Annotated in this window: 19 protein-coding genes and 1 pseudogene; 3 read left to right on the top strand and 17 right to left on the bottom strand. The window is 55.3% G+C overall.

Annotated elements, in window-relative coordinates; all coding sequences use genetic code 11:
* Positions 1-11: 11 nt before the first annotated feature.
* The 11 genes from JI735_RS10355 to JI735_RS10305 all read right to left on the bottom strand — a co-directional run bounded on the left by JI735_RS10355 (position 12) and on the right by JI735_RS10305 (position 10,956).
* Positions 12-1,007, bottom strand: a complete 996-nt coding sequence (locus tag JI735_RS10355) for an alpha/beta fold hydrolase (RefSeq protein ID WP_039832334.1) — start codon at positions 1,005-1,007, stop codon at positions 12-14.
* 151 nt (positions 1,008-1,158) lie between these two features.
* On the bottom strand, positions 1,159-2,088 hold the full coding sequence (locus tag JI735_RS10350; protein WP_202677357.1) for a hypothetical protein: 930 nt from the start codon (positions 2,086-2,088) through the stop codon (positions 1,159-1,161).
* Between the two features lie 56 nt (positions 2,089-2,144).
* Entirely contained in the window at positions 2,145-2,633 is a 489-nt protein-coding gene (locus tag JI735_RS10345) for a DUF5643 domain-containing protein (RefSeq protein WP_202677356.1), read from the bottom strand.
* Positions 2,576-3,256 carry a DUF4179 domain-containing protein gene (locus JI735_RS10340; RefSeq protein WP_202677355.1) on the bottom strand — a complete coding sequence of 227 codons (681 nt, stop codon included), beginning with the start codon at positions 3,254-3,256 and terminating at the stop codon, positions 2,576-2,578. Before JI735_RS10340 ends, JI735_RS10345 begins: the two co-directional genes overlap by 58 nt.
* Complete coding sequence (locus JI735_RS10335; protein ID WP_051051330.1) at positions 3,249-3,791, bottom strand: sigma-70 family RNA polymerase sigma factor; 543 nt, start codon at positions 3,789-3,791, stop codon at positions 3,249-3,251. The genes JI735_RS10340 and JI735_RS10335 overlap by 8 nt, the downstream gene beginning before the upstream one ends.
* 193 nt (positions 3,792-3,984) lie before the next feature.
* On the bottom strand, positions 3,985-4,884 hold the full coding sequence (locus JI735_RS10330) for a DNA-3-methyladenine glycosylase family protein (RefSeq protein WP_039832337.1): 900 nt from the start codon (positions 4,882-4,884) through the stop codon (positions 3,985-3,987).
* The gene (locus JI735_RS10325) at positions 4,865-5,419 is read right to left on the bottom strand and encodes a methylated-DNA--[protein]-cysteine S-methyltransferase (RefSeq protein WP_020433465.1); all 555 of its coding nucleotides are present in this window, start codon (positions 5,417-5,419) and stop codon (positions 4,865-4,867) included. Before JI735_RS10325 ends, JI735_RS10330 begins: the two co-directional genes overlap by 20 nt.
* On the bottom strand, positions 5,412-5,987 hold the full coding sequence (locus tag JI735_RS10320) for a bifunctional transcriptional activator/DNA repair enzyme AdaA (protein ID WP_039832338.1): 576 nt from the start codon (positions 5,985-5,987) through the stop codon (positions 5,412-5,414). The genes JI735_RS10325 and JI735_RS10320 overlap by 8 nt, the downstream gene beginning before the upstream one ends.
* Positions 5,988-6,287: 300 nt before the next feature.
* Positions 6,288-7,292, bottom strand: a complete 1,005-nt coding sequence (gene kdgT, locus JI735_RS10315) for a 2-keto-3-deoxygluconate transporter (RefSeq protein WP_039832343.1) — start codon at positions 7,290-7,292, stop codon at positions 6,288-6,290.
* Positions 7,293-7,453: 161 nt separating this feature from the next.
* Complete coding sequence (locus JI735_RS10310; protein ID WP_039832339.1) at positions 7,454-8,467, bottom strand: tripartite tricarboxylate transporter substrate binding protein; 1,014 nt, start codon at positions 8,465-8,467, stop codon at positions 7,454-7,456.
* Positions 8,468-8,640: 173 nt separating this feature from the next.
* Positions 8,641-10,956, bottom strand: a complete 2,316-nt coding sequence (locus tag JI735_RS10305) for a helix-turn-helix domain-containing protein (protein ID WP_202677354.1) — start codon at positions 10,954-10,956, stop codon at positions 8,641-8,643.
* Positions 10,957-11,137: 181 nt separating this feature from the next.
* Here JI735_RS10305 and JI735_RS10300 point away from each other — a divergent pair, with 181 nt between their 5' ends.
* The gene (locus JI735_RS10300; RefSeq protein ID WP_202677353.1) at positions 11,138-12,784 is read left to right on the top strand and encodes an SWIM zinc finger family protein; all 1,647 of its coding nucleotides are present in this window, start codon (positions 11,138-11,140) and stop codon (positions 12,782-12,784) included.
* Positions 12,781-15,810 (top strand): DEAD/DEAH box helicase, encoded by a 3,030-nt coding sequence (locus JI735_RS10295; RefSeq protein WP_202677352.1) that lies wholly within the window; start codon positions 12,781-12,783, stop codon positions 15,808-15,810. Before JI735_RS10300 ends, JI735_RS10295 begins: the two co-directional genes overlap by 4 nt.
* Before the next feature lie 33 nt (positions 15,811-15,843).
* On the opposite strand, the gene JI735_RS10290 is transcribed toward JI735_RS10295, so the two are convergent.
* Positions 15,844-16,212, bottom strand: coding sequence for a hypothetical protein (locus JI735_RS10290; RefSeq protein WP_039838720.1), 369 nt, complete (start codon positions 16,210-16,212; stop codon positions 15,844-15,846).
* Between the two features lie 603 nt (positions 16,213-16,815).
* Here JI735_RS10290 and hflX point away from each other — a divergent pair.
* Positions 16,816-18,086, top strand: a pseudogene (hflX, locus tag JI735_RS10280) (GTPase HflX).
* 134 nt (positions 18,087-18,220) lie between these two features.
* Here the strand turns inward: hflX and JI735_RS10275 are convergent.
* The 5 genes from JI735_RS10275 to JI735_RS10260 form a co-directional block, all read right to left on the bottom strand.
* Positions 18,221-19,939, bottom strand: coding sequence for a DUF8769 domain-containing protein (locus JI735_RS10275; protein ID WP_039838724.1), 1,719 nt, complete (start codon positions 19,937-19,939; stop codon positions 18,221-18,223).
* A 45-nt stretch (positions 19,940-19,984) separates the two neighbouring features.
* On the bottom strand, positions 19,985-20,857 hold the full coding sequence (locus JI735_RS10270; RefSeq protein ID WP_233476333.1) for a glycoside hydrolase family 88 protein: 873 nt from the start codon (positions 20,855-20,857) through the stop codon (positions 19,985-19,987).
* Positions 20,854-21,048: a hypothetical protein gene (locus JI735_RS35515; RefSeq protein WP_233476332.1), complete on the bottom strand. Its 195-nt coding sequence runs from the start codon at positions 21,046-21,048 to the stop codon at positions 20,854-20,856. The genes JI735_RS10270 and JI735_RS35515 overlap by 4 nt, the downstream gene beginning before the upstream one ends.
* Positions 21,038-22,765, bottom strand: coding sequence for a glycoside hydrolase family 3 protein (locus tag JI735_RS10265; protein ID WP_202677351.1), 1,728 nt, complete (start codon positions 22,763-22,765; stop codon positions 21,038-21,040). The genes JI735_RS35515 and JI735_RS10265 overlap by 11 nt, the downstream gene beginning before the upstream one ends.
* A gap of 419 nt (positions 22,766-23,184) precedes the next feature.
* Positions 23,185-23,544, bottom strand: coding sequence for a hypothetical protein (locus tag JI735_RS10260; RefSeq protein WP_039838728.1), 360 nt, complete (start codon positions 23,542-23,544; stop codon positions 23,185-23,187).
* Positions 23,545-23,548 lie beyond the last annotated feature (4 nt).

Raw genomic sequence — 23,548 nt, 5'->3', positions numbered from 1 at the left:
TTTTTATAGTTTCAAAGGATTTTACTGGGCGAATCCAGAGAAGCACTTAAGAATGCATTCACATCATCGGCTATTTTCTTATAGTGTGTCCAATGCAGATAATGATGCCCTTTTAATACGATAAGTTGGTGGGTGCGTACATTCTTGAGCTGTTCTTCATAGAAGGTGATATTGGACTTGCCGTCTTCAGTTACCTTATCTATCTTGGGCGTAAAGATTATTACAGGCAAATTGGGCGAAAAGGTCATTTCTTTCGTTGCGTTGATGTTATGCTCCATTTCTTTGGCTTCATTAACTACATCTTTATTGTACGCATTCCAGGCGGTAATCATTTTGGTCAGCTTGATGTTCTCATCAGAATACGTGCCTTCGTCCGCCTTCGGCAGGAAATCTGACGGATTGATATAAGTTGCAAGTCTGGCTATACCGCTTGGTGCAATCAGGCTCATATATGCAGGGATCGCCGGTACAGATTCCTTGAAGTACTCCACTGCCTGCGGAAGGGTGATATCAATTCCTGCAATCGCTTCGATTTCATCGGGAAATTTATTGGCATAATATACACTGTAGATGCCGGATGCAGAGTGGGACAAAAGCGTGTATGGGCCCGGGATGTCCGCTTGCTGCAACGCGCTGCGAAGTTCCCCGACGATGTTGTCCACAGTCCGCTTTTCATTGGTCCGATCACTCCAGCCATACCCGAAGGGCTCTACGACTACCACTTTATTTTGTTTGGCCAACTCATTAAGCAAAGGTTCGTAATCCAGCACAGGTGCGGCTGTGCCCAGCCCGGGTACCATTACAATTGTGCGGCCCTTTGTTCCCTTCGTGTACACATGCATTTTTTTGCCCTTCACTTCAACATACTGGCCCCATGCCGGATATTGCTTATGCTCATACATTGTCATTATGCCGTTACCCGACATAACTATAAGCAGGACTGCGACTACAAACAGCATGATGTTCCTGATTATTTTCAGCCACTTGAACTTTTTCTTCATTTTCATAGAATGAATAGCCCCTTTACCCAATGATGGATGAATGAAGATGATTGCTTTCATACCCTCTCTTCATTACTTCATTGTAAGGGGCTTAGTTTAAATGCCGGGGCAGGGGCTGTTTAAATTTTGTTTAAAATAAGTTTGCTTGCGGCAATGCCTATTTCAGAGGAATTTTGATTTCCAGCTGCTTGTAATAATTTTTAATTACGTTTCCCTTGGCATCCAGCTTATATAACCCTTGGTTGCCCTTTTCAAACACCGCTTGATAGGGTCTGATTATTAGAAATTCTGCGTCTGGGCGGATCGCCCCGTACAATAAATCTTCAAAAATAGTATCCTTAATAGTATCCTTGGTATATGCATCAGAATCCCTTGCGATCATGTCCAACTCATTTCCCAGGTTATCATAAATGTCATATCCTATATGATGGGCTTGCTCGGGTACTCCTTTTACCGCCAATGCAATACGCACAGAATTCTCTCCTGCAGCGATTCGGGTGGTTCCGATTTGAAATTGGCTGTCTGCCTTTGGAGCAGGCGGCTGAATGTTGCGCACCACTCCTTCCTGCTTAAAAGGAAGCTTCAGTACGTACGGCTCTTGTACACCTTGAAGCTTGACATTCACGCTGATTTCAGAGCCAGCAGCCAGGCCTGCCTGTTGTTCTTCATTTAACCATCCGATTGGTAATACAACAACCGCTTTGTTGATATCCCCATCCTTGCTCCAGCGCGGGAACTTCAACTCAATCCCTCCCGGTTGAGTTATCTTGGCATCTATATCCACTATTGTCCCTTCTGCAATATAAGGTTTGCCTTTAGCATTTAAGGTTATTCCTGCGAAATTTCCTGAATACAGGGTTCCCTCACGGCTCAGATTGAGTTTAATATAATTTCCGTCAAACTGTGCATTGCCTTTCAAAGTAAGCTCATCGTGTGAATCCGAGGCTTCCGGTGTATTCAGGAAAGCTTCGGCGGCCGGTTGAACCCCGGATGCATAGGTGGCAGCCGGCATTCCCAGCACTCCAAGCCATACAGCAGCACTTACAATTACAGCCAATTTCATTGTCTTTTTTCTCATGATATCCATCTCCTAATTTTTTTATTGAACTGGCACGTTGATCTCCAAACCGTTAATATAATGCTTCACCGGGTTCCCTGAGCTATCTGTTTTGAACAGCCCATGCTTTTTCCCGGGTCCTTTAATTCATTATAATAGGCCCGGATGGTGAGCATATTTGGGTGTTTGCCGAACGGCTCTGTAAGCAAATCCACATTACGCGACCTATCGGAAGACAGGAAACCTGATTGATGTGTACTTTCCAGCACCTGTCCCTGTTCATCCATTACTTCAAAGTCCGTTAGTTCAAAAGCTCTGCGATTTCCGTCTGCCTCTTGTTCAAGCGTGAGTGACAGACGGGTCGTTAACGGACTGTATTCCAGCTTTTGCAGCGTCAGACTCCATCCATCTGCCTGTACGCGTATACCAGGGGTGTCAATTATGTTTTCTGTAACCCTCCGTGCAGGAATTTGGAGAATGAACGGTTCATCAATACCTTCTAAGCCAATGATTAAGGTCAGTACAAACTGGTCAGGAAAGGGTTTGGTCGAGATACCCAAATTCGAAGAATCCACCAGCTCAAAAATAGCTGTATTATCCTCCTCCCCCCTATCCAGCTTAGATACGGCACAGCTTCCCAATGGCCAGCTGCAAACTCCTCCAGCGGAACCCCGTCGATCAATACTTTTGCAGATGAAATTGTGCCTTTCTCCTGAAAAAGCTTCCCATCCGGGCCCACTGTAACTCCGGTCAGCTTATCGCCCAGCCCTTCCCCTTCACGCTTCACTGAGAATGCCAAACGGTTGCCGTCAAATACAGCCTCTTCGGCAGATAAGGTGATCCCTTCATGAGTATCACTGCTGTTTGGACGGGAAATCAGACCCAAACTCTGGGCGGCCTGCAGCCCCAGATCATCTGCCCGTTCAAAAATACCGCCTACCCACGGAAGCTGCTTCAGCGCATTGGCTAACGCTGGCGGATAGATTGCCGTCAGCATAACACTGAGCAATATTGCCGCTGCTACAGCCGCAATTTTTGGATATATTTTTCTTTTCTTTTTCTTCACGCCAGAATCCTGGACGATTGTGGCGAGCGATGCATAAATTGAATCCTGCCGCGTTCGCAGTAAAGGAGGAAGCTCCTGTGTATTAGCTTTTCTTAGCTCCCTGAGCTGCTTTTCTAAATTTTCATTACTCATGAGCAAGACCCTCCTCCCGCACAGGCTGTATCTGTTCGGATAACAATCGGCGTGCGCGGTGAAGCCGTGCCCTGACCGCCCCTTCGGAGATGCCAAGCACACCCGCAATCTGCTTAATGGATAAATCCTCATAGTAGAAAAGCACGATAGCCAGCCGCAGGGATTCGTCCAGCCTATTAATGCAGCTTTGCAAGTCCACGCTCCCTGAATCTTCAAAATGTGCATAGGAAGCGGCCGTTTCCTCGGGAATCTCCGCCACAGCCACAGTTCGCTCACGCATACGGAGCAACTGATTGCATTCATTAATCAGGATGCGGATCACCCAGGTTTTGAAAAACTTGGGCTGCTTAAGGCTCGCGAGTCCTTTATACACCTTCAGTGTCGTTTCCTGAAGCGCATCCGCGCAATCTTCATCTTGTGTCAGAATGGTTTTGGCTAATCGGTACAACTGTGATTCCAGTTGTCTAAAAAGACGGATAAACGCTTCGTGGTCGCCTTTCTGCGCCTTTTTGATATCCAGTTCGTTGTCCAGCAAATGATTCTTCCTCCTTGAGGGCCCTCTATATAATTAGATGGGCAAGACATCCAAAAAGTTATTTTCAAGGAAAAAAAACTGAAAATCGGCAGAAAGTTTAGTCATCCGTCCTGTAAAAACATACAAGCCATGACCCCTGCTGCTGCAGGAACCATGGCTTGTATGCTGATATGGTGTACTCATTCATAAAGCTTTAATACAGCGCCCGCCACAAATAGAATGTGGCGTAAGCCTCCCAGCCGCGCCAAGGCTCTGCCAGCTTCAGCAGCTCTGCCGGGGTAGGCTTCCGGTCCATGCCGGTCAGAAATTTGACCGCATTCTGCAGCCCGACATCTCCCACCGGGAAGGCTGTGGTGTCATCCAGACAGCGCATCCTCACATACTGCGAGGTCCATGGACCGATACCGCGGATCTGCAGCAGACGCTGCTCGGCGGCGTCCGGGGACGGCAGCGCCAGCAGCGCTTCGCGGCTTAAGCCGCCGCTGGCTATAAGCGCGGCCACGTCCAGCACTGTCCGCGCTTTGCTGCGGGTCAGCTGCAGGGCGTACAGCTCCTCCGGCTGCACATCTGCGAACACTTCCGGGCCGGGGAATGCATAATAGACATCCCCTTCCCATTCCAGCGATCCGCCGTAGGCAGCGGTCAGCTGCTGCTTCAGCCTGTAGGCAAAAGCCAGATTCACCTGCTGTCCCAGAATGGCCCAGCATAGCGCCTCGAACAGATCGGGAATGCCGACGATCCGCAGCCCCTTATGCTGCTCAGCAAGCGGTGCCAGCAGCGGGTCAGCTTGCGCCAGATGGTAGAATGGCGCCAGATCGCGGTCCAGATCGAACCATTCCCGGATATAGCGGGCCAGCCATTCTGCCGCCTCTGGACCGGGAATGTCTCCGTGCAGCAGTGTTACGTGCATTCTGTTCCCCGCGGGAACTGTCAGCTTGATAAGCAGCGGCTGGTTATCCAGATTGAAATAACGGGTCACTCCCTCCTGATCCGTCCGGTACAGGCATTCAAGCGGCGAGCGGTTCAGGTACTCCAGGCAGACCCCGAAGTCGAAAAACTCCGGCAGCGGCAGCTCAAAAAGCAAATCGTTCATGGCCCGCCGCCCCCACATGATTAATGCCTTCCAGTGCAAGCAGCTCCTGCTTCAGCTTGAGCCCTCCCCGGTATCCGGTCAATGTGCCATTCGTGCCAATGACCCGGTGACAAGGCAGAATGACCGGCAGCGGATTCTGTCCGTTGGCTGTCCCTACGGCGCGCATGGCTTGCGGTCTGCCAATTCTCCCGGCAAGCTCCCGGTAGGTAATGACTTCACCGTGCGCAATGGTGGCCAGTCCCTTCCAGACCTCCTGCTGAAACGGAGTGCCCCAGATATCCAGCGGGATATCCTTGAAGCTGACCGCTGCTCCCCCGAAATAGCTCTCCATTTCCCGGGTAATTCCAAGCTGCATGAACACCGTCTGATCTTCCTGATAACGGTGCCGTGGAGCATAGGTGTTCAGCCACTTCCCTTCAGGCAGACGCTCTTCTAACCCGAAAGATATACGGACCAGGCCCTTCTCACTGGCCCACAGGGTCCAGTCCCGGTTCCCCAGGTTCAGGGTATGACGATAAATCGTAATTTCACTCATGATAAATCCCTCCTTTGAATTGGGCACGATATTCTGTCGGCGGCAGACCGGTCTTCCGCGTGAACCATGCGGTAAAGTGGGATGGCCCGCGAAAGCTTACCGCTTGTCCCACCTCGGCAACCGCAAGCTCCGTATCTGCGAGCAGCGCACATGCTTTCTCCATGCGCAGCTGATCGAGCCGCCCGGCGGGCGACCGCCCGGTGACCCGCTTATAGGTGCGCTGCAGATGGAACGGGCTGACCCTCAGCCATCCGGCAAGCATCTCCAATGTCACCTTCTGCCCGAACTGCGCCTCCATCAGCCGGTCTGCCTCGGCCGCAAGCACCGCGTCCGGGCGCAGCACGCCGCCTTCCTCCGGGCGGCATCTTTTGCAGGGCCTGAACCCGGCGGCTACCGCCTGCTCCAAGGATTCATAAAAAACCACATTGCCCGCCTTCGGCGTTCTCGCCCGGCAGGAGGGGCGGCAGACAATATGTGTCGTCAGCACCGCAGTATAATATACACCATCATAGGTCGGTTCGCGCCGCACAACGGATTCGTAGATCTGTTCGAATAATGCCTGGTCCATCGGTAATCACCTCATACCGCCAGTATATACGATTCAATATGCCTTATGCAGCCCTTTGGAACAGGAGAGCAAGATTACGACAGTGCAAAAAAATTGCATTCCGCCCGGTCACCAGCCGTCCGGGAGGTGCAATCAGTTGCCCGGCAGAACCAGTGATGCGCCCTGCCTTCCCCTATTAATGAGAAAATTCCTAATTATACTAAAAGCCCCTCCTTCACCGATATGACGGTGGTTAGAGGGGCTAAATTCATGAGGGAATTCTTCTATAAAACGTATAATTTACGTTGTTACACGAATATATTATATTGCAGTTTTCTGAGTTTTAATATCCATGGGTCCGCCCTCTACGGGCGGTTTTTTCTTTTTCATATAGTCTGAATAATACGCTGTAACGACCGGAACCAGGATGGAGGTCACGATTACCGAGGCTGCCACAAGCGCAGTTGCCGATTCGGCGGCTGGCAGGAATTCCGGCTTCATGTTGGCTACCAGCATCGGGTTCGCTACAGCAGCTCCGGCTGTACTCGAGGCGGCAAGTCCGGCAGTTCCGTTGCCCTTTCCAATGAATTTGTCCGCCAGAATCAGCGGCACACCTGTAATAATAATGACAACAACCCCCAGCAGAATACCGAGCAGGCCTGTATCTGCAATTACACCCAGGTCGATCGAGCTGCCCAGTGCGAACCCGAAGAAGGGAATGAGTGTCTGTGTAGCTTTGCCGAAATAAGCGCGCAGATCATGGTCCAGGTTACCCAACAGGAAGCCGATCAGGAAAGGAAGCACAGCGCCTACAAACAGATGCGGTTCGAATACGGCTGCTCCGGTGCTGCCCAGAATCAGCATGGTTACGAGCGGCCCGGATTCCAGTGACATCAGTACAAATGCGCCAGATTCCTCCTTGGTGCCATATTGCTGCATAATGGAAGCGTACAGGCCGCCGTTGGTCATATCCATTGCGGAAATGATCGCCAGAACAGATAATCCGGCAAAAAATCCGCTTTGCACACCGCCCTCAGGCAGAAACTGAATGGCAATCAGGGCTACTACCCAGGCTACGGCAATCTTGGTCAAGACGAGTGTACCGGATTTACGGATGACCGTTCCGGTTGCTCTGACATCAATCGCAGCGCCCATACAGAAGAACCAGACGGCCAGAATAGGTACAGTACCCGTCATAAGGCCTTTGGTGAAGCCGCCAAAGTACTCGCCCGCATTTGGAAAAGCCGTGTGGATGATAGCTCCAAGAAATAATGGAACCAGCATCATACCGCCGGGAATCTTATCTAAGGTCTGTTTGATTTTCATGTGATTGATCATACCTTTCTCCACTTAATTTTTGCATAAAATCAATATTTTGCATATTATAGGCGCAGCAAATCAGCCCCACGAGCCAGGCTGTCCACTACAGTATGCCAACCTGCGGGCAGCTCTCTCTGAGAAAAAATTTGCTTGACTGCGCTTTCACGTCACTTGCGGCTGAGTCCGAGCTCCGGAATCATTTTGGCGAAGGTATCATCGCTTTCTTTCAATTGCCGCGAGAAGGCTTTGCCGTCCTTAACCAGCAGTCCAAGTCCATTTACGTTCATATACTCACGGAAGGCCTTGTCTTCGGTTCCCTTGATAAATGCCCCGGCGAGTATATCCGCAATCGCATCCGGTGTATCCTTTGGTACAGCAAGTCCTCGCCATGTACCCGTGAAATTCACATGTATTCCGGTCTGCTCCTCCAGAGTGGGAACACCCGGCAGCGCATCAGAGCGCTTGTCGGCGTTAACCGCCAGTGTCCGCAGCTTTCCTTCATCCACATACTTTTTCACTTCGGCGGGACTCACAGGCACCGCATCCACAAAACCGTCCATTAAAGCGGAGACGGCAGGCCCTGCACCTTCAAAGGGGATATGTGCAAACTTCACACCTGTTTCCCGTTCCAGCGTTATGGCCGCTAAATGCCAAATGCTCCCCGTTCCTGCGTTTCCCATTTTCAATTCCCCTGGATGCGCTTTCGCAAAGCCGAGAAATTCATTCACAGTCTGCCACGGCGCGCCTTGCCTTACGGTAATGGCGGAAGGATCAAAATTGGTTTGAGCGATGGGTTTGAATTTCTCATAGGTAATCGGCAGCAAGCCCAGATGCGGAAGGATGGTCAATTCGGCCGGCAAAAAGGTTACCGTGTATCCGTCACCCTTGGCGCCCGCGCCTTCCATCAGCCCGACGGAGCCTCCCCCGCCTGTCCGGTTGACAACGATAACCGGCTGTCCCAGAACCTTCTCTGCCGCTTTGGCTAATGCCCTTGCGGTTGCATCGGTTCCTCCGCCTGCAGCGTACGGCACAATTAATGTGATCGGCTTCCCGGGGAAATCAGCGTTATCCCCCTTGTGGCTGCGATCGTCCGTTATGCGGCTTCCAATAAAAAGGAGGATGACCACAGCCAGCAGCGATGCTGTCCAGATTCCTATTCGCATTCCCCGTTTCAAAAGCATCCCTCTTCTCTTTATTAAGAATACCGAGCTGCTGGCCGGAACCTGCAAACCCTGCCGTTAGCTCTTGCGCCCCACCCCGAATTTCTAGACATCAGCTCCTGTGCTTCATTGCTGTGAAAGTTTTCTCAAGTAGAACTTTATCGTATCCGGGGAGGTCCTACAATCATATTATCTTATTCTGAATCCTCAGAAACGCCGGAACGGCGCGGTTTTGGCCGATCTGCATATCCGCTGGCATATTTGCTGCTCTCCCGGAACTTGCCCGGTGTTGTCGATTTGATTTTGCGGAAGGCCCGGATGAAGCTGTTCTCATTCTGGTACCCCACCTGCAGGGCGATGTCGGCAATTTTCAGGCCGCTATCCTGCAAAAGCCCACAGGCTTTATCAATTCTCAGGTTGGTGAGGTAGTCATATACCGTTGATCCAGTCTCTTCCTTGAAGATCGTGCTGACCGAGGATACCCCCATATTGACATGGGCTGCGATATCCTGAAGTCCGATATTCTCCTGCAAGTGGCTCTTCATATACGCAATCAGATTCTGCACAAGCAGATATTCCTTCGACTGCCGGTGCGCTCCCAGCACATCAGCCATATGAATGACAATGCGGCACAGCATATCCTCAATTTCAGCAAGATCCATGGTTGTCACCTGATGCCAGGTGTAATCCGCAAGCTCAGCGGGAAGCGGATAACCTCCGGCTGTAGCAATACTCATAATCTCCTCCAGCAGATCATTGATGGAGCGGAAGACCTTTTGCGGCTGTATGCCCAGTTTGCGTATATCGCCCGTTCCTCTGCGAACCCGCTCCAGGGCTGTCTCGCCATCCGATGACTTCAGCGCGTGCAGCACCTCCTGCCTCCAGGCCTCATCCGCAGCGCCGACGCTTTCGGTATATCTGCTCTCCGCTTCCGGGTAAGCATGAACCAGGCTGTACCCCTCATACAGTCGGCAGGACAAGGCGTGCATGGATTCATCGTAGGAGCGGGCTGCCTGCGCAACGCCTGAAGCCGCACTTCCCGCACCGATGGACACAGAGATCTTCAGCACCTCCTGCAGGAGAACGACCAGTCTGACCGCTTCCTCCTTAAGATCCCTCTCTTCCTGTTCCCGGGGCTGAAGCAGCACGGCCAGACTGTCCCTCTGCGGAGCAGTGGTCACGACTCTCCAGGCGGGCTCGAAATATTCGAGTACAATATTGTTCATCGCATATTTCAGCAGCATCTGATCCTCTTCGACAAAAGACGCTGCCCACTGCGAATAGCGGTCAATGGATATGATCAGCAGCTGGAAGGAACCCTCCCGCCAATCGGAAAAGTAATGCTCCCATTTGGTCCGCATTTCCTGCGTGCCCATGCTCCGGCTGATCAGATCATTTACGTATTTGGACCGCAGCTCCGGCAGACTCCAATCCGCGACCAGCGATTTGCTCTGGAAATCACCCACCAGCTTGCCGATCACCGGCTCCAGATCATACAGATTGCCGTGACCGGCTGCCGCCATATCCGGAGTCAACAGCTTGTTGATCCGTTTCAAAGGCCGGAAGGCCGCGAAATTGTAATAATAAATGGCCGAGCACCCTACAGCGATGGAAATCAGTGACAGCATGAGCATCATATTGCGTGCTGTGGTCACATTTTTGAGCAGCTGCTCCATGGGAACCAGGGAAAGCATACGCCAGCCGGTCACATTGGAGAAGGTCTGGTTGGCCATGTAGGCCTTGCCTTCAATCTTCACGTGGGCAAAAGGGCTTACATCAATCTCCTTCAGCACCTTGTCCATTTCCGCAAGGGGAAACGGGAGGTTCAGTTTGGGATAGATCAATTCGCCTTCCAGATCGTACACAAACTGATAGCTGGACAAATGGCTGTACATTTTGGAGAACAGCATGTCGTAATCCAGATCAATCCATACCGCTCCCGCAACCTCCCCCTTCCGGACGATCGGACGGGCTAATGAGAGCAGCTCCGTAGCGCTGAGCCGGGGGTCGGTGCCGGTATACACTCTTCTTTTAATCAGCAGCGGCTTCTCCTTAATCTGCCCAATCCACGGGGTCCAGGCATGCTCCGGCGCTTTCTCCCAGGAGGCCTTGTAGCCATAACCGCTCGAAATCACGGAATGATCCTTGAATTTGATCACGCTGATGGCATGAATATCCGGCTCTGTAACAAGCGTTTTCAGTACATCCTGCAGCCCGGCGGCGGACCCCGCATCTTCAGTGTCTGCATTAATGTATTTCAGGACAGCCTGGTGAAAGGATAAATCCACCGCTTTATTGTCCGACTCCCGGAATGCCCTGTTGGTGACATCCAGATTGATCTGGAGCAGTTCAATATTCGGTGTGTTCAGCTCCGTATCGAGTGCATTCCGGTACTCTCTGTAGGAGAACAGGCCAATCAGTATAATCAGCAGCGACACACTGACGGTCAGCATCAGGATCAGCCGGTTTTGTTTGTTGTTCAGCAAATATTTCAATTTGAAGCGCAGCATTGGTATTGCTTCATCCTTCCGCAGGGTCTCTGGTTCCAGACCATAGAGTAGCATGTTCCGTCCATACTTCAATATGGAGCATATCATACTCTTTAAGATTTTAAACGTTTAGAGTGAAGAACCTGATAAATGATATAATAGTAGGGTTCAAACAGATCTTTAGTACAGGAGATTAACCCAAATGCAGCCGAGAATAATGATAAACGATGCCGAATGGGATAAGCTCATTTCGGATGTGGCTTACTATTTTGAGGACCTGACCCTCAAGCGGGGATTTCAATATTATAAACAGAACCGTGTCCGGTCGTTTCGGATGATCTCGTCCCGGAGAGTGATGGCGGTTGTCGAGGGCAGAGAGGATTACGCTGTCAGTATGGAGCTGGACAGCTTGACGGATAGCCACTGCGATTGCCCCGTACAGGGACCCTGCAAGCATATGGCGGCTGTGCTGATGAGTGTTGCCGAGGCGCAGGAACGGTCCGTGAATATGCTGGCCAATGCCAAGGCCGTCATCGACCGGAAGAAGGCAGAGGCGCTGGAGGCTTCCTCTGCTGCCGGCGTTTCCGGCAGCCGCCGGGAACAGGCGATGAAGCTCGCCGGGCTGATTCCCGGGGCAACGGTAGCCGAGTGGCGTGACTACATGGCGCTGCTCACCGCGCCGCTGGCGCAGACTGTGCGCAATCCGCAATATGCTGAACGGGCGCTGTCCGCCATTGCGCAGGCGAAGGCCGACCTCCCGCCTGCCGCTGAACTGCTGTTCCAGCTTAATGCCCATCTGTTCATCCTGGAGAGTCTGATTACACCCGGCGGCCAGCATAACGCAGGAGCCCTCTCTTCTCCAGGCTATGCGCTGGGATATTACACGGCTATTGCCGTCTCTGAGCTTCAAGAGGCGATTATCCGCTTGATGAAGCGCAGCCTGCCGCTCGCCTCAGAGCCGGAGGCATGGCCGAGGCTCAAGGATACGCTGGCTTATGTGCAGCTTGAGATGCTGACGGAATCGCGCGACCGTCTGCGGGAGCAGCCTTATTTCTCCTTCTGCTACGATCAGCTCTGGCAGCGCTGGATTGCCCCGAACGCCAGCGATCCGGCGCTCTATCTGGAGGAGCTTGAAGCGCTCCGTGACCGTGCCGGCGGGCTGGGCGCTGCTATTAACCGTTCGGCGCTGCTGCTGGCTGAGAGCCGGATGTACTTCTACCTGAGCGACGACAAAGCCGCCTGGGAACGGCTGGCTGCCGCTTCCGAACGGCCGGGCCTGCATCCGGACGAGCTGCTCGGCTGCCTGGAGCCGCTCGCCGAAGCCGGACACTGGTCCCGTCTTGCGGCCTGGCTTGAAACGACAGGACCTCTGCTGAACAGCCGCTTATATAATCTGCACAGCTATGCCGGATACTGGGAAGAAGTGGTCCGCCGCCTGCCGGAGGCGGAACCCCAAATGTGGAGCACGCTGTCCGCGATGCTTCCGCTCTCAGGCGGCATCTATGAAGACAAGCTGCTGGACCACGGCAAGTGGCGGGACTGGATGGACTATCAGCTGTCCTCCGGCAAGGTGCCTTCAGACTTCCGGGTCAGCGACCTGCAGCCGGTGGAGAAACATGCGCCGGAGCTGCTGCTGCCGTTCTACCATCAGGCAGCGGAACGGTTCGTGCTGGAGAAGAACCGCCACAGCTATAAGGCCGCTGTTAAGCTATTGAAGCGTCTTGCCAAGTTGTATAAGAAGATGAAGCGCGAGGAGCGGTGGGGAGAATTTCTGGACGCCTTCACCACCCGGCACAGCCGGCTTCGCGCGCTGCAGGAGGAGCTGCGGAAAGGAAAGCTGATTCCATGAGTATGCATACGCGAACTATTACCGTCCAGCTGGCCTTGAGCCAATATGGCGATGCCCTGATCTACGGCATCAACGAACGGGATGACTATGTCTCCGGCCTGCTGCTGAAGCAGCAGCTGTTTGCCTGGCATGAAGAATCCTTCTATGGCACGGAATTAACTACCCAGAACGCCGACGGCGTGGAGCTGGTCATTCTGCCCGCCGAGCAGGTGATCCCGTTCTTCGCAGAAATGAAGGTGCTCCAACACATTGGATGGAGCTGGGAGGGCAATGCTGCACTCGTGACCGCACTGGCCCCGGTTCTGGCCGCGCTGCTGGATGAGAAGCAGTATGTTCCCAGCTTCTCCGCGTTCCGCGAAGGCCAGCTGCGGTGGGACTGGGACGGCCAGGCGCTTGCGGGCGCCGCCCGCAGCAGCCGCACCGCTGCGGAAGCGCTGCGCGGGCTGCAGGAGCGCAGCACGCTTGCCGAAGGGCTGCAGGCCGCCTTCTCGGCGGCGGTCTTTCAGCGCTATTACAGCACGGAAGCCGAGGCGGGCGACCTGCGGAGCGAATTTCCGCTGCTGTTCAGCCGCAGCGGGCTGGCGGCCGCCGGGATGGACGCGGACAGCTGGCTGATGTCCATCGGCTGGAAGGCGGACTCCGCGCCGTTCCGCCCCGCGCTGCAGCTGCTGGAGCCGGACGGGGACTCGTCCTGGCGGCTGCAGCTGCTGCTGCAGGACAAGCGCGACGAATCCGCGCTTGTGCCGCTGCGGCTCTCGGACGACGGCGAGCCGCATGGGCGCTGGCCCGCGCCGTGGGCGGAGCACGTCCGCGAGCGGGCGGCCGGGTGGCTGTCGCGCCTGCGGGACAGCCTGCCCGGCGGGCACATTGGCCGCGGGCGCGATGTGCTTGGGGAACCGCTTAGCGACGAGGTCGCGTGGCGGTTCCTTACGGTCGACAGCCGGCGCCTGCTGGAGGCCGGCTGGCAGGTGCTGCTGCCGGCGTGGTGGGAAGCCGCCAGCCGCAAAAAGCCGCGCCTGCGCGCCAAGATCAGCTCCGGCGAGGGCAGCCGCGGAGGCCGGTCGCTGTTCGGGCTGGATGCGCTGGTCGACTTCGACTGGCGCATCTCCATCGGCGACGCCGACCTCTCCGAGGCGGAGTTCGCCGAGCTGGTCGCGCGCGGCGAGCGGCTCGTGAAGTTCAGGGGCCAGTGGATTCCCCTGGACCCCGCCCTCCTGGCCCAGATTCAGCGGGCCATGGCCGGAATGGACAAGTCGCAGGGCTTGTCCTTCCAGGATGTGCTGCAGCTGCATCTGCTGGGCAGCAGCGAAGATGAAGCCGCTGAAGCTGCGGCGGAGCAGGCTGAAGAGGACGCGGCGCGCTTCCGGCTGGAGGTGGAGCTGAACGCGCATCTGGTCAAGCTGATCGGCCAGCTCGGGCAGCGTGACCGGTGGCCGCAGCCCGCTGTGCCAACGGGGCTGCACGCTGAGCTGAGAAGCTACCAGCAGGAGGGCTTTGCCTGGCTGGCCTTCCTGCGCCGTTTCGGCCTGGGGGCCGTACTGGCCGACGACATGGGCCTGGGCAAAACCGTGCAGCTCATTGCCTATCTGCTCCATTTGAAGGAGCTGGAGGAGGCAGCCGAAGCTGACCCCGCTGCCGGCAGGGTGCGGCAGACGGAACCGCCCGGCTGGCCTTCCCTGATCATCTGTCCGACCTCGGTGCTCGGCAACTGGCAGAAGGAGCTGCAGCGGTTTGCCCCTTCCCTGAAGGTGATGCTGCACTATGGAAGCAAACGGCTGGACGCCGGCTACTTCTACGGCGCAGCTTCTCAGGCGGATGTGGTCCTGACCTCGTACGCCACGGCTGCGCTCGACCAGGAGCTGCTCAAGCAATTCACCTGGGCAGCGGTCTGCCTGGATGAAGCACAGAACATCAAAAATGCCGGGACCAAGCAGTCCTCGGCTGTGCGCAGCTTCCCGGCGCTGCACCGGATCGCGCTGACGGGAACACCGATCGAGAACAGGCTCTCGGAGCTGTGGTCGATCTATGACTTCATCACCCCGGGATACCTCGGCAGCGCCAAATCCTTTCAGGACCGGTTCGCAAATGCTATAGAGAAGGAACGGGATGCGAAGCGGACGGCGGATCTGCAGAAGATGGTTAAGCCGTTCATGCTGCGCCGCAAGAAAAAAGACCCGGCGATCCAGCTCGATCTTCCGGACAAAAACGAGATGAAAACCTATGTCCACCTCACGGCTGAACAGGCAGCCCTGTATGACCAGAACGTCAACGGCCTTCTGGAACGGATGCAAAAGCTGGAAGGGATTGAACGCAAAGGGGCTATTCTGGCCGCACTGACCAGTCTTAAGCAGCTCTGTGATCATCCGCTGCTGCTAAGCAAGGATACTTTGCCCGAGGGAGAACCGGAGGGCCGGGTCGATACCGCTGCCCTGATTGAGCGGTCGGCAAAATTGGAGCGGCTGCTCGCCATGGTGCGTGAGCTGCGCGAGGAGAATGAGCGCTGCCTGATCTTCACCCAATATGTCGGCATGGGCAGGATGCTGCAGGCCGTGCTGTCCCAGGAGCTGCAGGAACCCGTGCTGTATCTGAACGGCAGCACGCCCAAAAGCGCACGCGACCGCATGATAGAGCAATTCCAGACCCCTGCGCCTCCACAGGGGGAAGTCCCGCCGGCTGGCGGCCGGACGCAGTCTGGTCAGCCCAATGTGTTCATTCTCTCACTGAAGGCGGGAGGGGTCGGCCTGAACCTGACCGCTGCCAATCATGTCTTCCACTTCGACCGCTGGTGGAATCCGGCTGTAGAGAATCAGGCGACGGACCGCGCGTACCGGATGGGCCAGACCAAGGATGTGCAAGTGCACAAGTTCATCTCCCTGGGGACGCTGGAGGAAAAAATTGACGAAATGCTGGAGAGCAAGCAGCAGCTCAGCGATGATGTGATCGCAAGCTCTGAAAGCTGGATTACCGAGCTGTCCACCGATGCCCTGAAGGATCTGTTCACACTGCGGAGGGAGTGGGTAGGCTGACCGGCTTGATTTCAGCAGCAACAGCCTCCGGAATTACGATCGCAGTGTTTCTGCGGTAGCTGATAAGCGCAAAGTCGGACGCAGTGACGGCGATATTTCCCGGAATTCCGAGGTGATCCTGCTGACCTCAAGCTGCTCCAGCGCAACCTGCGACAAGACACCTGCACTATCCACAAGGAAAATCTGGATCTGCGTCTGCTCCTGGGAGTATACGGCATTGAACTGAAAATAAGTCTGGGTAATATTATAGATTTTGGTTACTACCTCCCGGTAATTCACTTCAAATAATTCCTGGACAGCTTTGGACGATCCGTTGTTGACCGCTTTTATGATTACCTGGCTAATGATGCCCAGCCCCCTGGTGGGTCTGCTGGTTAATGTGTTAGTCGTTAAATAAGGCACAGTTCATCCTCCTTCTAGTAATGTCGTTCTTATATCGTATGCGCCATGATTTAGAAGTTAGTAGATAAAACGGCAGATTGGCGGCATGGCAGCGCATTCGGACGCTCCCTGAAATGGAGCAAGTTGCCAGCTTCCGGCAGATGTGTTAGAATCAACGTAACTTTTGAAGAACGGAGGGTTGCGTGTGATAGACTATATCCGGATTCGCACTTTACGCGGCTAAGCTAATTTTATAGCGCTAAAGCTCTGCCCCGTGCAGAGGACTCAGGATAGGTCTATCTATTTTTGAAGGCAGCCCACAGCTTGAACCAACCGTCCGGCGGACAGATCGTCACGCCGGCATCGCCTTTAGGAATACTTGCAGCTCCATCAGGCAATAACAATGAACCGCTCCGCAGGCAGGTGCAGCAGCTTGCTGTTCTGCCGGGCCGCCGTATTTTTTTGCATACATTCATTGTTGCTATGGAAATGCCGAAGAAGGGACTTGGGGAATGTAGATTCCTCCGGTGGCCCTATTCTGTTGTCCTCTATTGATACTGTTAGCACAGGCAGACGGCCTGTGCTTTTTTATGTCCAATTTTACTCGTGGAGGTTGATTAATATATGGAAACTGTACATCAAAAGGCAGTGATTGTCGGTGTTCAGCTGCAGAGTGACAAGGATTTCGCTTATTCCATGGAAGAGCTGCGCAATCTGGCGGCCGCCTGTGAGCTTGAGGTGGTCGGTGAGCTGAGCCAGAAATCCAGCCGCATTAACCCGGCGCATTATATCGGTACAGGCAAAATCGGGGAGCTGGAAGCCCTGTTGGAAGCGCTGGAGGCACCGATTGTTATTTTTAATGATGAGCTTTCCCCTTCCCAGATCCGCAATCTGGAATCGGCGCTGGACCGTCAGGTCATTGACCGGACCGTGCTGATTCTGAATATATTTGCCGAACGTGCCAAAACGAAGGAGGCTCAGCTCCAGGTGGAGGTGGCACAGCTGCAGTATATGCTCCCCCGGCTGGCCGGAATGCGCGAGTCCCTCGGCAGACAAGGCGGCGGAGCGGGACTGAAAAATCGCGGTGCCGGGGAAACCAAGCTGGAGCTGGACCGGCGCCGAATCGAGGAACGCATCACGGCACTGCAGCTGGAGCTGCAGACTCAAGTAGCCCGGCGGCAGGTCCAGCGCAAGCAGCGGCGCAAAAACGAGGTACCCGTAGTCTGTCTCGTCGGTTATACCAATACCGGCAAGTCCAGCTTAATGAACACCATAATGGAAACCTACCACCCGGATCTCAAAAAGGGGTGTTGGCCAAGGATATGCTGTTCGCCACATTGGAAACCTCAGTGCGCAGCATTGAGCTGCCTGACCGTAAAACCTTTTTGTTGACCGACACAGTCGGTTTTGTCAGCCAGCTGCCCCATCATCTGGTCAAGGCCTTCCGCTCTACGCTCGAAGAGGTTACCGAGGCTGACCTGCTGATTCATGTAGCCGACATTTCCGATCCGCAGGTGGGCCAGCATATCGCTGTTACGGAGGAAACCCTGAAGGCTCTGGGCGCGGACGGAATCCCGGCAATTAAGGCTTATAACAAAGCTGACCTGACGGAATTGCCTTATCCTGTAGTAAAGGAGAATACTGTCACTCTCTCCGCTAAGCAGGAAAGCGGAATCGCCGAGCTGATTGGCCTGGTCCGGCAGCATGTCTTCAATGATTATATCCAGTGCGAAATACTGGTGCCGTTCGACCGCGGCAGCGTGGTTTCCTACTTCAATGATCACGCCGATGTGCAGGAGGTCAGCTATGAAGAACAGGGCACACGCCTGAAGCTGGAATGCCGGGCCGCCGATTATGAGCGGTTCAAAAGCGATTTTGTTGTGATCTCTCAGTAGGTGAGAGCACGCTTGAATTCCCCATTGCCCCGGCCCAACTTGTCCATCTAACCGGAAGCAGCAAAAGAAGGCAGGGTAACTCCCGGCCCTCTTTGCTGCTTTATTTTTTTGCGACGACTGCACCGGCAGCAGTGCTACTCCGCTTGACCAGGGCGCAGACGAAGCGAGAAGGCTTCCGCTTCTTCTCCGCTGGCGCTCACCCGCAACCTGCCCTCTGCCACCTCTATTTGCGGACCGGAGCTTCCCGGGGCCTGCTCCATATCCAAAGAAAAAACCATTGCCGCTTGCTGAAGAGCATGAAGGTCTATGCGTTTGCGCGGGCCGGAGTACAGAATCAGTTCCACCAGAATCCGGTCCCCTGTCTCATGAACCTCCCAGGTCCAGTCGCGGCCCGCACCTGCGTGCCCCGTAAACGCTGCAAACCATGTCGTAAGCACACAGTGCGCCTCACCGATCCGAATGGAAGCCCCTTCTGCCGTGGACTTGGCAACCACTCCCTTAAGCTGTCCTCCGATCTCCAGCCGCAGCCGTAAGTCTTCAGCCTCGATTGCGCCGCCTGTAAGATCCAGATTGGGATGGGTATCCCCTCCGTCTGTGATGAAGTCAATGCCGAACAGCACCTGCCCCTGTTCCTGCTTCGACTTGAAGCGGGCCGAGCAAAAGTCATAGCCATCGTGCAGGCACCGGAGCTGCATATAAACAGGAAGGCCGTTGTTATCCGCATAGACCAGCAGCGGCCGCCTCTGATTCCACAGATCACTATTTGTAAAAGATCCGATGCTGATCCGGGGCGTCATATAAGTAACGGCCCATTTGCCGGTGCCGTCCGTCTCATCGCCTTCATAGAGCTGCCTGATTTCTTGTGTACGCGCAACGCTGAAGGCCTTCAGGCAGGCTGCCGGACACTCGAAGCCGCTTTTGTACCATTCCTCTTCGTACGGCAGCTCTTCCCAACTGAAAAACATCACTGTCCCCCGGGTAGCCACCTGCAAAAAAGCCTTGCTCTGATTATTCAGGAGCGTCTCATAAGAGCGGGAATGCGGGCCGGACCACTGCCCGGTCGCCGGGTGGTAATAGCCCGCCACCGTCCTCCAGGTCAGATCAATCAACTCTCTGGTGAGCCCGCGCACCTGGTCATCCCTGGTTTCGGAATGCAGCTTGGATAACTCCAGGATGGCGATGTACGTATAGACCGGGCTGTTATATTCCTGAAAAGCGCCGCGTTTCATCGTATAGTCATACAACTTCTGCAGACGCTTCAACCCATAGTCCGCGAAATCCCCGCGTCCCAACTGCTCCCCTGCAATTCTGGTGACGAAGGCCCCCAGAATTGCAATATTAGTGTAATCCGGCCCGACGTTCCGCTTGATAATGGCCTCACAGGCATAGCTAACGGAGCCGGCAACGGCCTTGCGCAGGGCCTCCGGGAACCTGCTCCCATGGCGCTTGAGAGCCTGAACCAGGCGGCTGCCGCAGAAGTCCGCCCAGTTCCAGTCGGGCGGCGCCATTTGTGCCAGCGGTTCTTCATAGAACCAGGGCCAGATCCCAAAGGTATCCTGGCTGCGGTCCGTATCCTGAAGAGACACCACCTGGGCGATAATCCCGAAGGCCCGCGGCTCATGCTCGGCAAGCTCTGTATCCAGCAGCCCGAGCGCATACGACAGCGAATCCCGGGTAGAATGGATGAATTCGACACCCCGCAGCGCGGTATGATAACCCGGGCTGCTGAACGGCGACTGAAGCATGCGGAGCTCCGGATTGTAGCGGGACCCGAGTGACTGCATTTTGCGGATCAGCATCCGCTGATGATCTATGGCTTCATGTTTATTTAGCTGTTCGGCCGTTTTCTTCACGATGATCTTCCTTTCCTCAAGGTAAGGGGAATCCAATCCCGCTTTTCATGCCGGACGTGTACCCGATAACAGATCCGGCGCCTGCGTGAACAGCTGCATCACCAGCCCCTGTCCATACAGCGTAGGGTAGGTTTCGATGGTATTGTAAGCATCTGCCGAGGGCATGACGGGCGTCCCGCCGGATACCCCTTGCACTTCTCCGTTCTCCGCGATGAGCGGAAGAATGCCTTGAACGGTCTGCCGGGCACCATCCAGATAAGAGGAATCCAGCAGGCCCTGCTCCACGCCTTTGATGAACCCGCAGGCTATTCCCGCACTGCCTGAAGTCTCCTGAACAAAATCCGGTCTGTTCAAGACCGTATGCCATAACCCATCCTCCGCCTGACAAGACCGCAGCCCTGCGGCGAGCAAGCGGTACCGGCTGTACAGCTCTTCGGGAATCGCAACCACCTCTCTAAGCTCCGCTACAATCTGGGGAACGGCCAGGGTAATCCATGCATTGGCGCGCGCCCAATGGGCTGCCGACATATGATTGCCCGCCCGGCTGTTCCAGCCGTGGTACAGCAGTCCCGACCCGGGGTCCTGCAGCAATTGCAGATGCAGCAGCGTCTGCTGGACTGCAGCATCCGCCAGCCGGGACTCTCCCGTCAGCCCGCCCAGGCGCGCCAGGAACAAAACCGCCATGTAGACTGTATCCGCCCATACCTGCTCCGGGAAATCCACATTTTCCGTTACGGTATGCTCCAACGCGCCCTCACGCGTGACCGGAGCAGCGTCCAGCATCCAATCGGCGGTGGACATGGCCTTTTGCAGAAACCATGGGTCCCCTGTCTGGCGGTACAGCTCCGGAAAGAGCGCAAAGGGGGCCAATGAATTAATAACTTTTGCCCCTTCGGCCTTGCGTTTATTGCGGTTCACCCACTGCAGCAGGTAATCCAGAACTTCCCCCGCCCGCTGGCTGTGGCGTACTCCATCAACGAAATCACGCCGACCCCCGGCACCCAGTCCCAGTGGTCGATGTCCATTCCCCAGTGTCCCTTATGCTCCTCCAAAATCATGTATCGAAACAATAGATCCAGCGTCTCCGCAAGCTTCCGCTCAGTGTTCATGATGATGAAGCCCCCTTAAGTCCGGAGAACCTTCCAGTAGGTCCGCCTTCACCGGAGACTGCCCCTGAAAGGGCACCTCTCCGAACAACGCTTTCACCGTAAGCTCCACCGTCTCTTCATGCAGCGAATAGGCATTAATTAGCGCATCCAGAAACGGCATATCCTGCAGCAAATATGGCGTGGCAAAAGAAATTCCAATCGGACGGATGGTCTCCGCATGCTGCATCGCCCAGATCGCTTTAGCCGCCTCGCCCACCGGCCGGGCTGTATTCATCATGCCGTGCAGAGGCAGAAAATAAGGCGCAAACGCAGCATCCCAGCGAATCCCCGACAGCTCCCATTTGCGCAGCGTGCCCAGCGGCTCAAATTCATCGAGGATATCCACCTGTAACCCTCTCGCCCGTAAAAGCTCCACAAAGACATTCATCCGCTCATACTTGCGGCCTTCCGTCACTTTGTTCAGGAGAACCACCAGCACCCGGCGGGTGGTCTGAGGGTTAAGCGGCAGGATACCGCCACGATTGCGGACAAGCGTAATGCAGCGCTCCGCAATCGTCCGGCTCAGCTGTCTGGCTTCCAGGTCAAGCTTTGGCGGTAGCCGGTCATTCAGCAGCGGAACCGCTTGCGGGTCCCTGCCCTTTTGATCCACCCGGTGTACCCCAAGCAGGGCTTTCAGCTCCAGCACCCGGCGGACACTGGCATCCAGCCGTTCCATACGGACGGTCCCTTCACTGACTGCCCGCTCCATGAGCCCGAAATATTCCACACCCGGCCACAGCAGCACATCCGTACCGCAGTTGAAGCAGTCCACCATCCGTTTCTCATAACTGCCCCAGGCCAGAAATCCGCCCATATCCAGCGCATCCGACAGCACCACGCCTGCAAAGCCCATACGCTCCCGCAGCAGTCCTGTGGTGATGCGTTCCGACACCGTTGCCGGTACAGGCTTCTCTTCCTGCGTACCCCCCTCCAGCCAGGGAAGGGCAATATGCCCGGTCATATACGACAGGACACCCTGATCAATCATATGCTGTGACACTTGCCCGTAAGCCGCGAACCACTCTTCCTCAGACAAGCCGTTGATGGTGGTCACAATATGCTGGTCCCGATAGTCCACCCCGTCTCCCGGAAAATGCTTGGCACATGCTGCCAGGCCATGGTCCTGCATCCCCCGCATGACTGCGCCCGCCAGCCTGGCCGCCCGTTTCGCGTCATCCCCCAGGCAGCGCGTAGTAATTACAGGATTCATCCAGTTCAGCAAAAGGTCCGTCCCGGGTGCCAGCGCCCAGGTAAAACCCGCCGCCCGCCCTTCCAGTGCTGTAAATTTGCCGTATTCGTAGGCCAGGGCCTCATCGTCGGCAGCAGCCAGCCCAAGGAGCGGCGGGAATGCGGTCAGGCTCTTCACCGCCGACCCCGCACCAAACTCCAGATCGCCGGAGAACAGCAACGGATATTTGCTGATCCGCTGCAGCTGCTCCGCCCAATCCCGGTACTCCTCCGCCTTGCCCGCCGCCTTCTGAATCACCTCTCCGCCGATAAAAAAGCTCCCTACTGGATACGTTTTCAAATATGCCGTAAGCGCCTGCTCATCGTTACCCTTGAAGGGCAGCCGCCCCGCATGATCCTGCATCGTTTGCCCAATCTTTTCCCGCAGGCTCATGGACGCGAACGTGCGCTCTACCCAATCCTGCTCTTCCCTTGTCAGCGGCCTTTGCATGTGTGAATTCCTCCTGATAAGTTTTCGATCCCCTAAAGGCGTTTCGATCCCCCTAAATCCCCCTTAGCCAAGGGGGACCCCAAGGGCCCCGGCCCTCTGGACACCCGGATAGCTGGCGGAGGCGGGGGTGTTGTGCTCCCGGGCTGCTGTGTGCGGAGAGCGCTTCACCCCTGCGGGGACGCTTTGGCTGTAACCCGCCTGCTGCAAAAGGCAAGGGAACGCTTCGCTCCCCCCAAACATCCCAAAGCAAAGGGACGCTTCGCTTCCCCCAAACATCCCAAGACAAGGGGACGCTTCGCTCCCCCCAAACATCCCAAGGCAAGGGGACAATTTGCTCCCCCTAAAACTTTCACTGTCTTAAGTGTACCCGGCAGACGGCAGCGACTAAATAAGGTCAGCTATAATAAAAGTTCGAAATCCTATTGGATTTTCGATCCCCCTAAATCCCCCTTAGCCAAGGGGGACCCCAAGGGCCCCAGCCCTCTGGACACCCGGATGGCTGATGTAGGCAGAGGTGTGAGCTCCTGGGCTAATATGTGCAGAGAGCGCTTCACCCCTGCGGGGACGCTTTGGCTGTAACCCGCCTGCCGGAAAGTATGGGTACGCTTCGCTCCCCACCAAACCATAAAAGCATGGGTACGCTCCGCTCCCCACCAAACCGTAAAAGCATGGGTACGCTCCGCTCCCCACCAAACCGCAAAGACATGGGCTAGCTTCGCTCCCCACCAATCGTACAGGCATGGGCCAGCTGCGCTGCCCCAAAACGGCAACAGCAGCACAATT

This window comes from Paenibacillus sonchi (assembly GCF_016772475.1).
GTDB lineage: Bacteria > Bacillota > Bacilli > Paenibacillales > Paenibacillaceae > Paenibacillus_AQ > Paenibacillus_AQ sonchi.
This window is presented reverse-complemented; position numbering and strand designations above follow the sequence as displayed.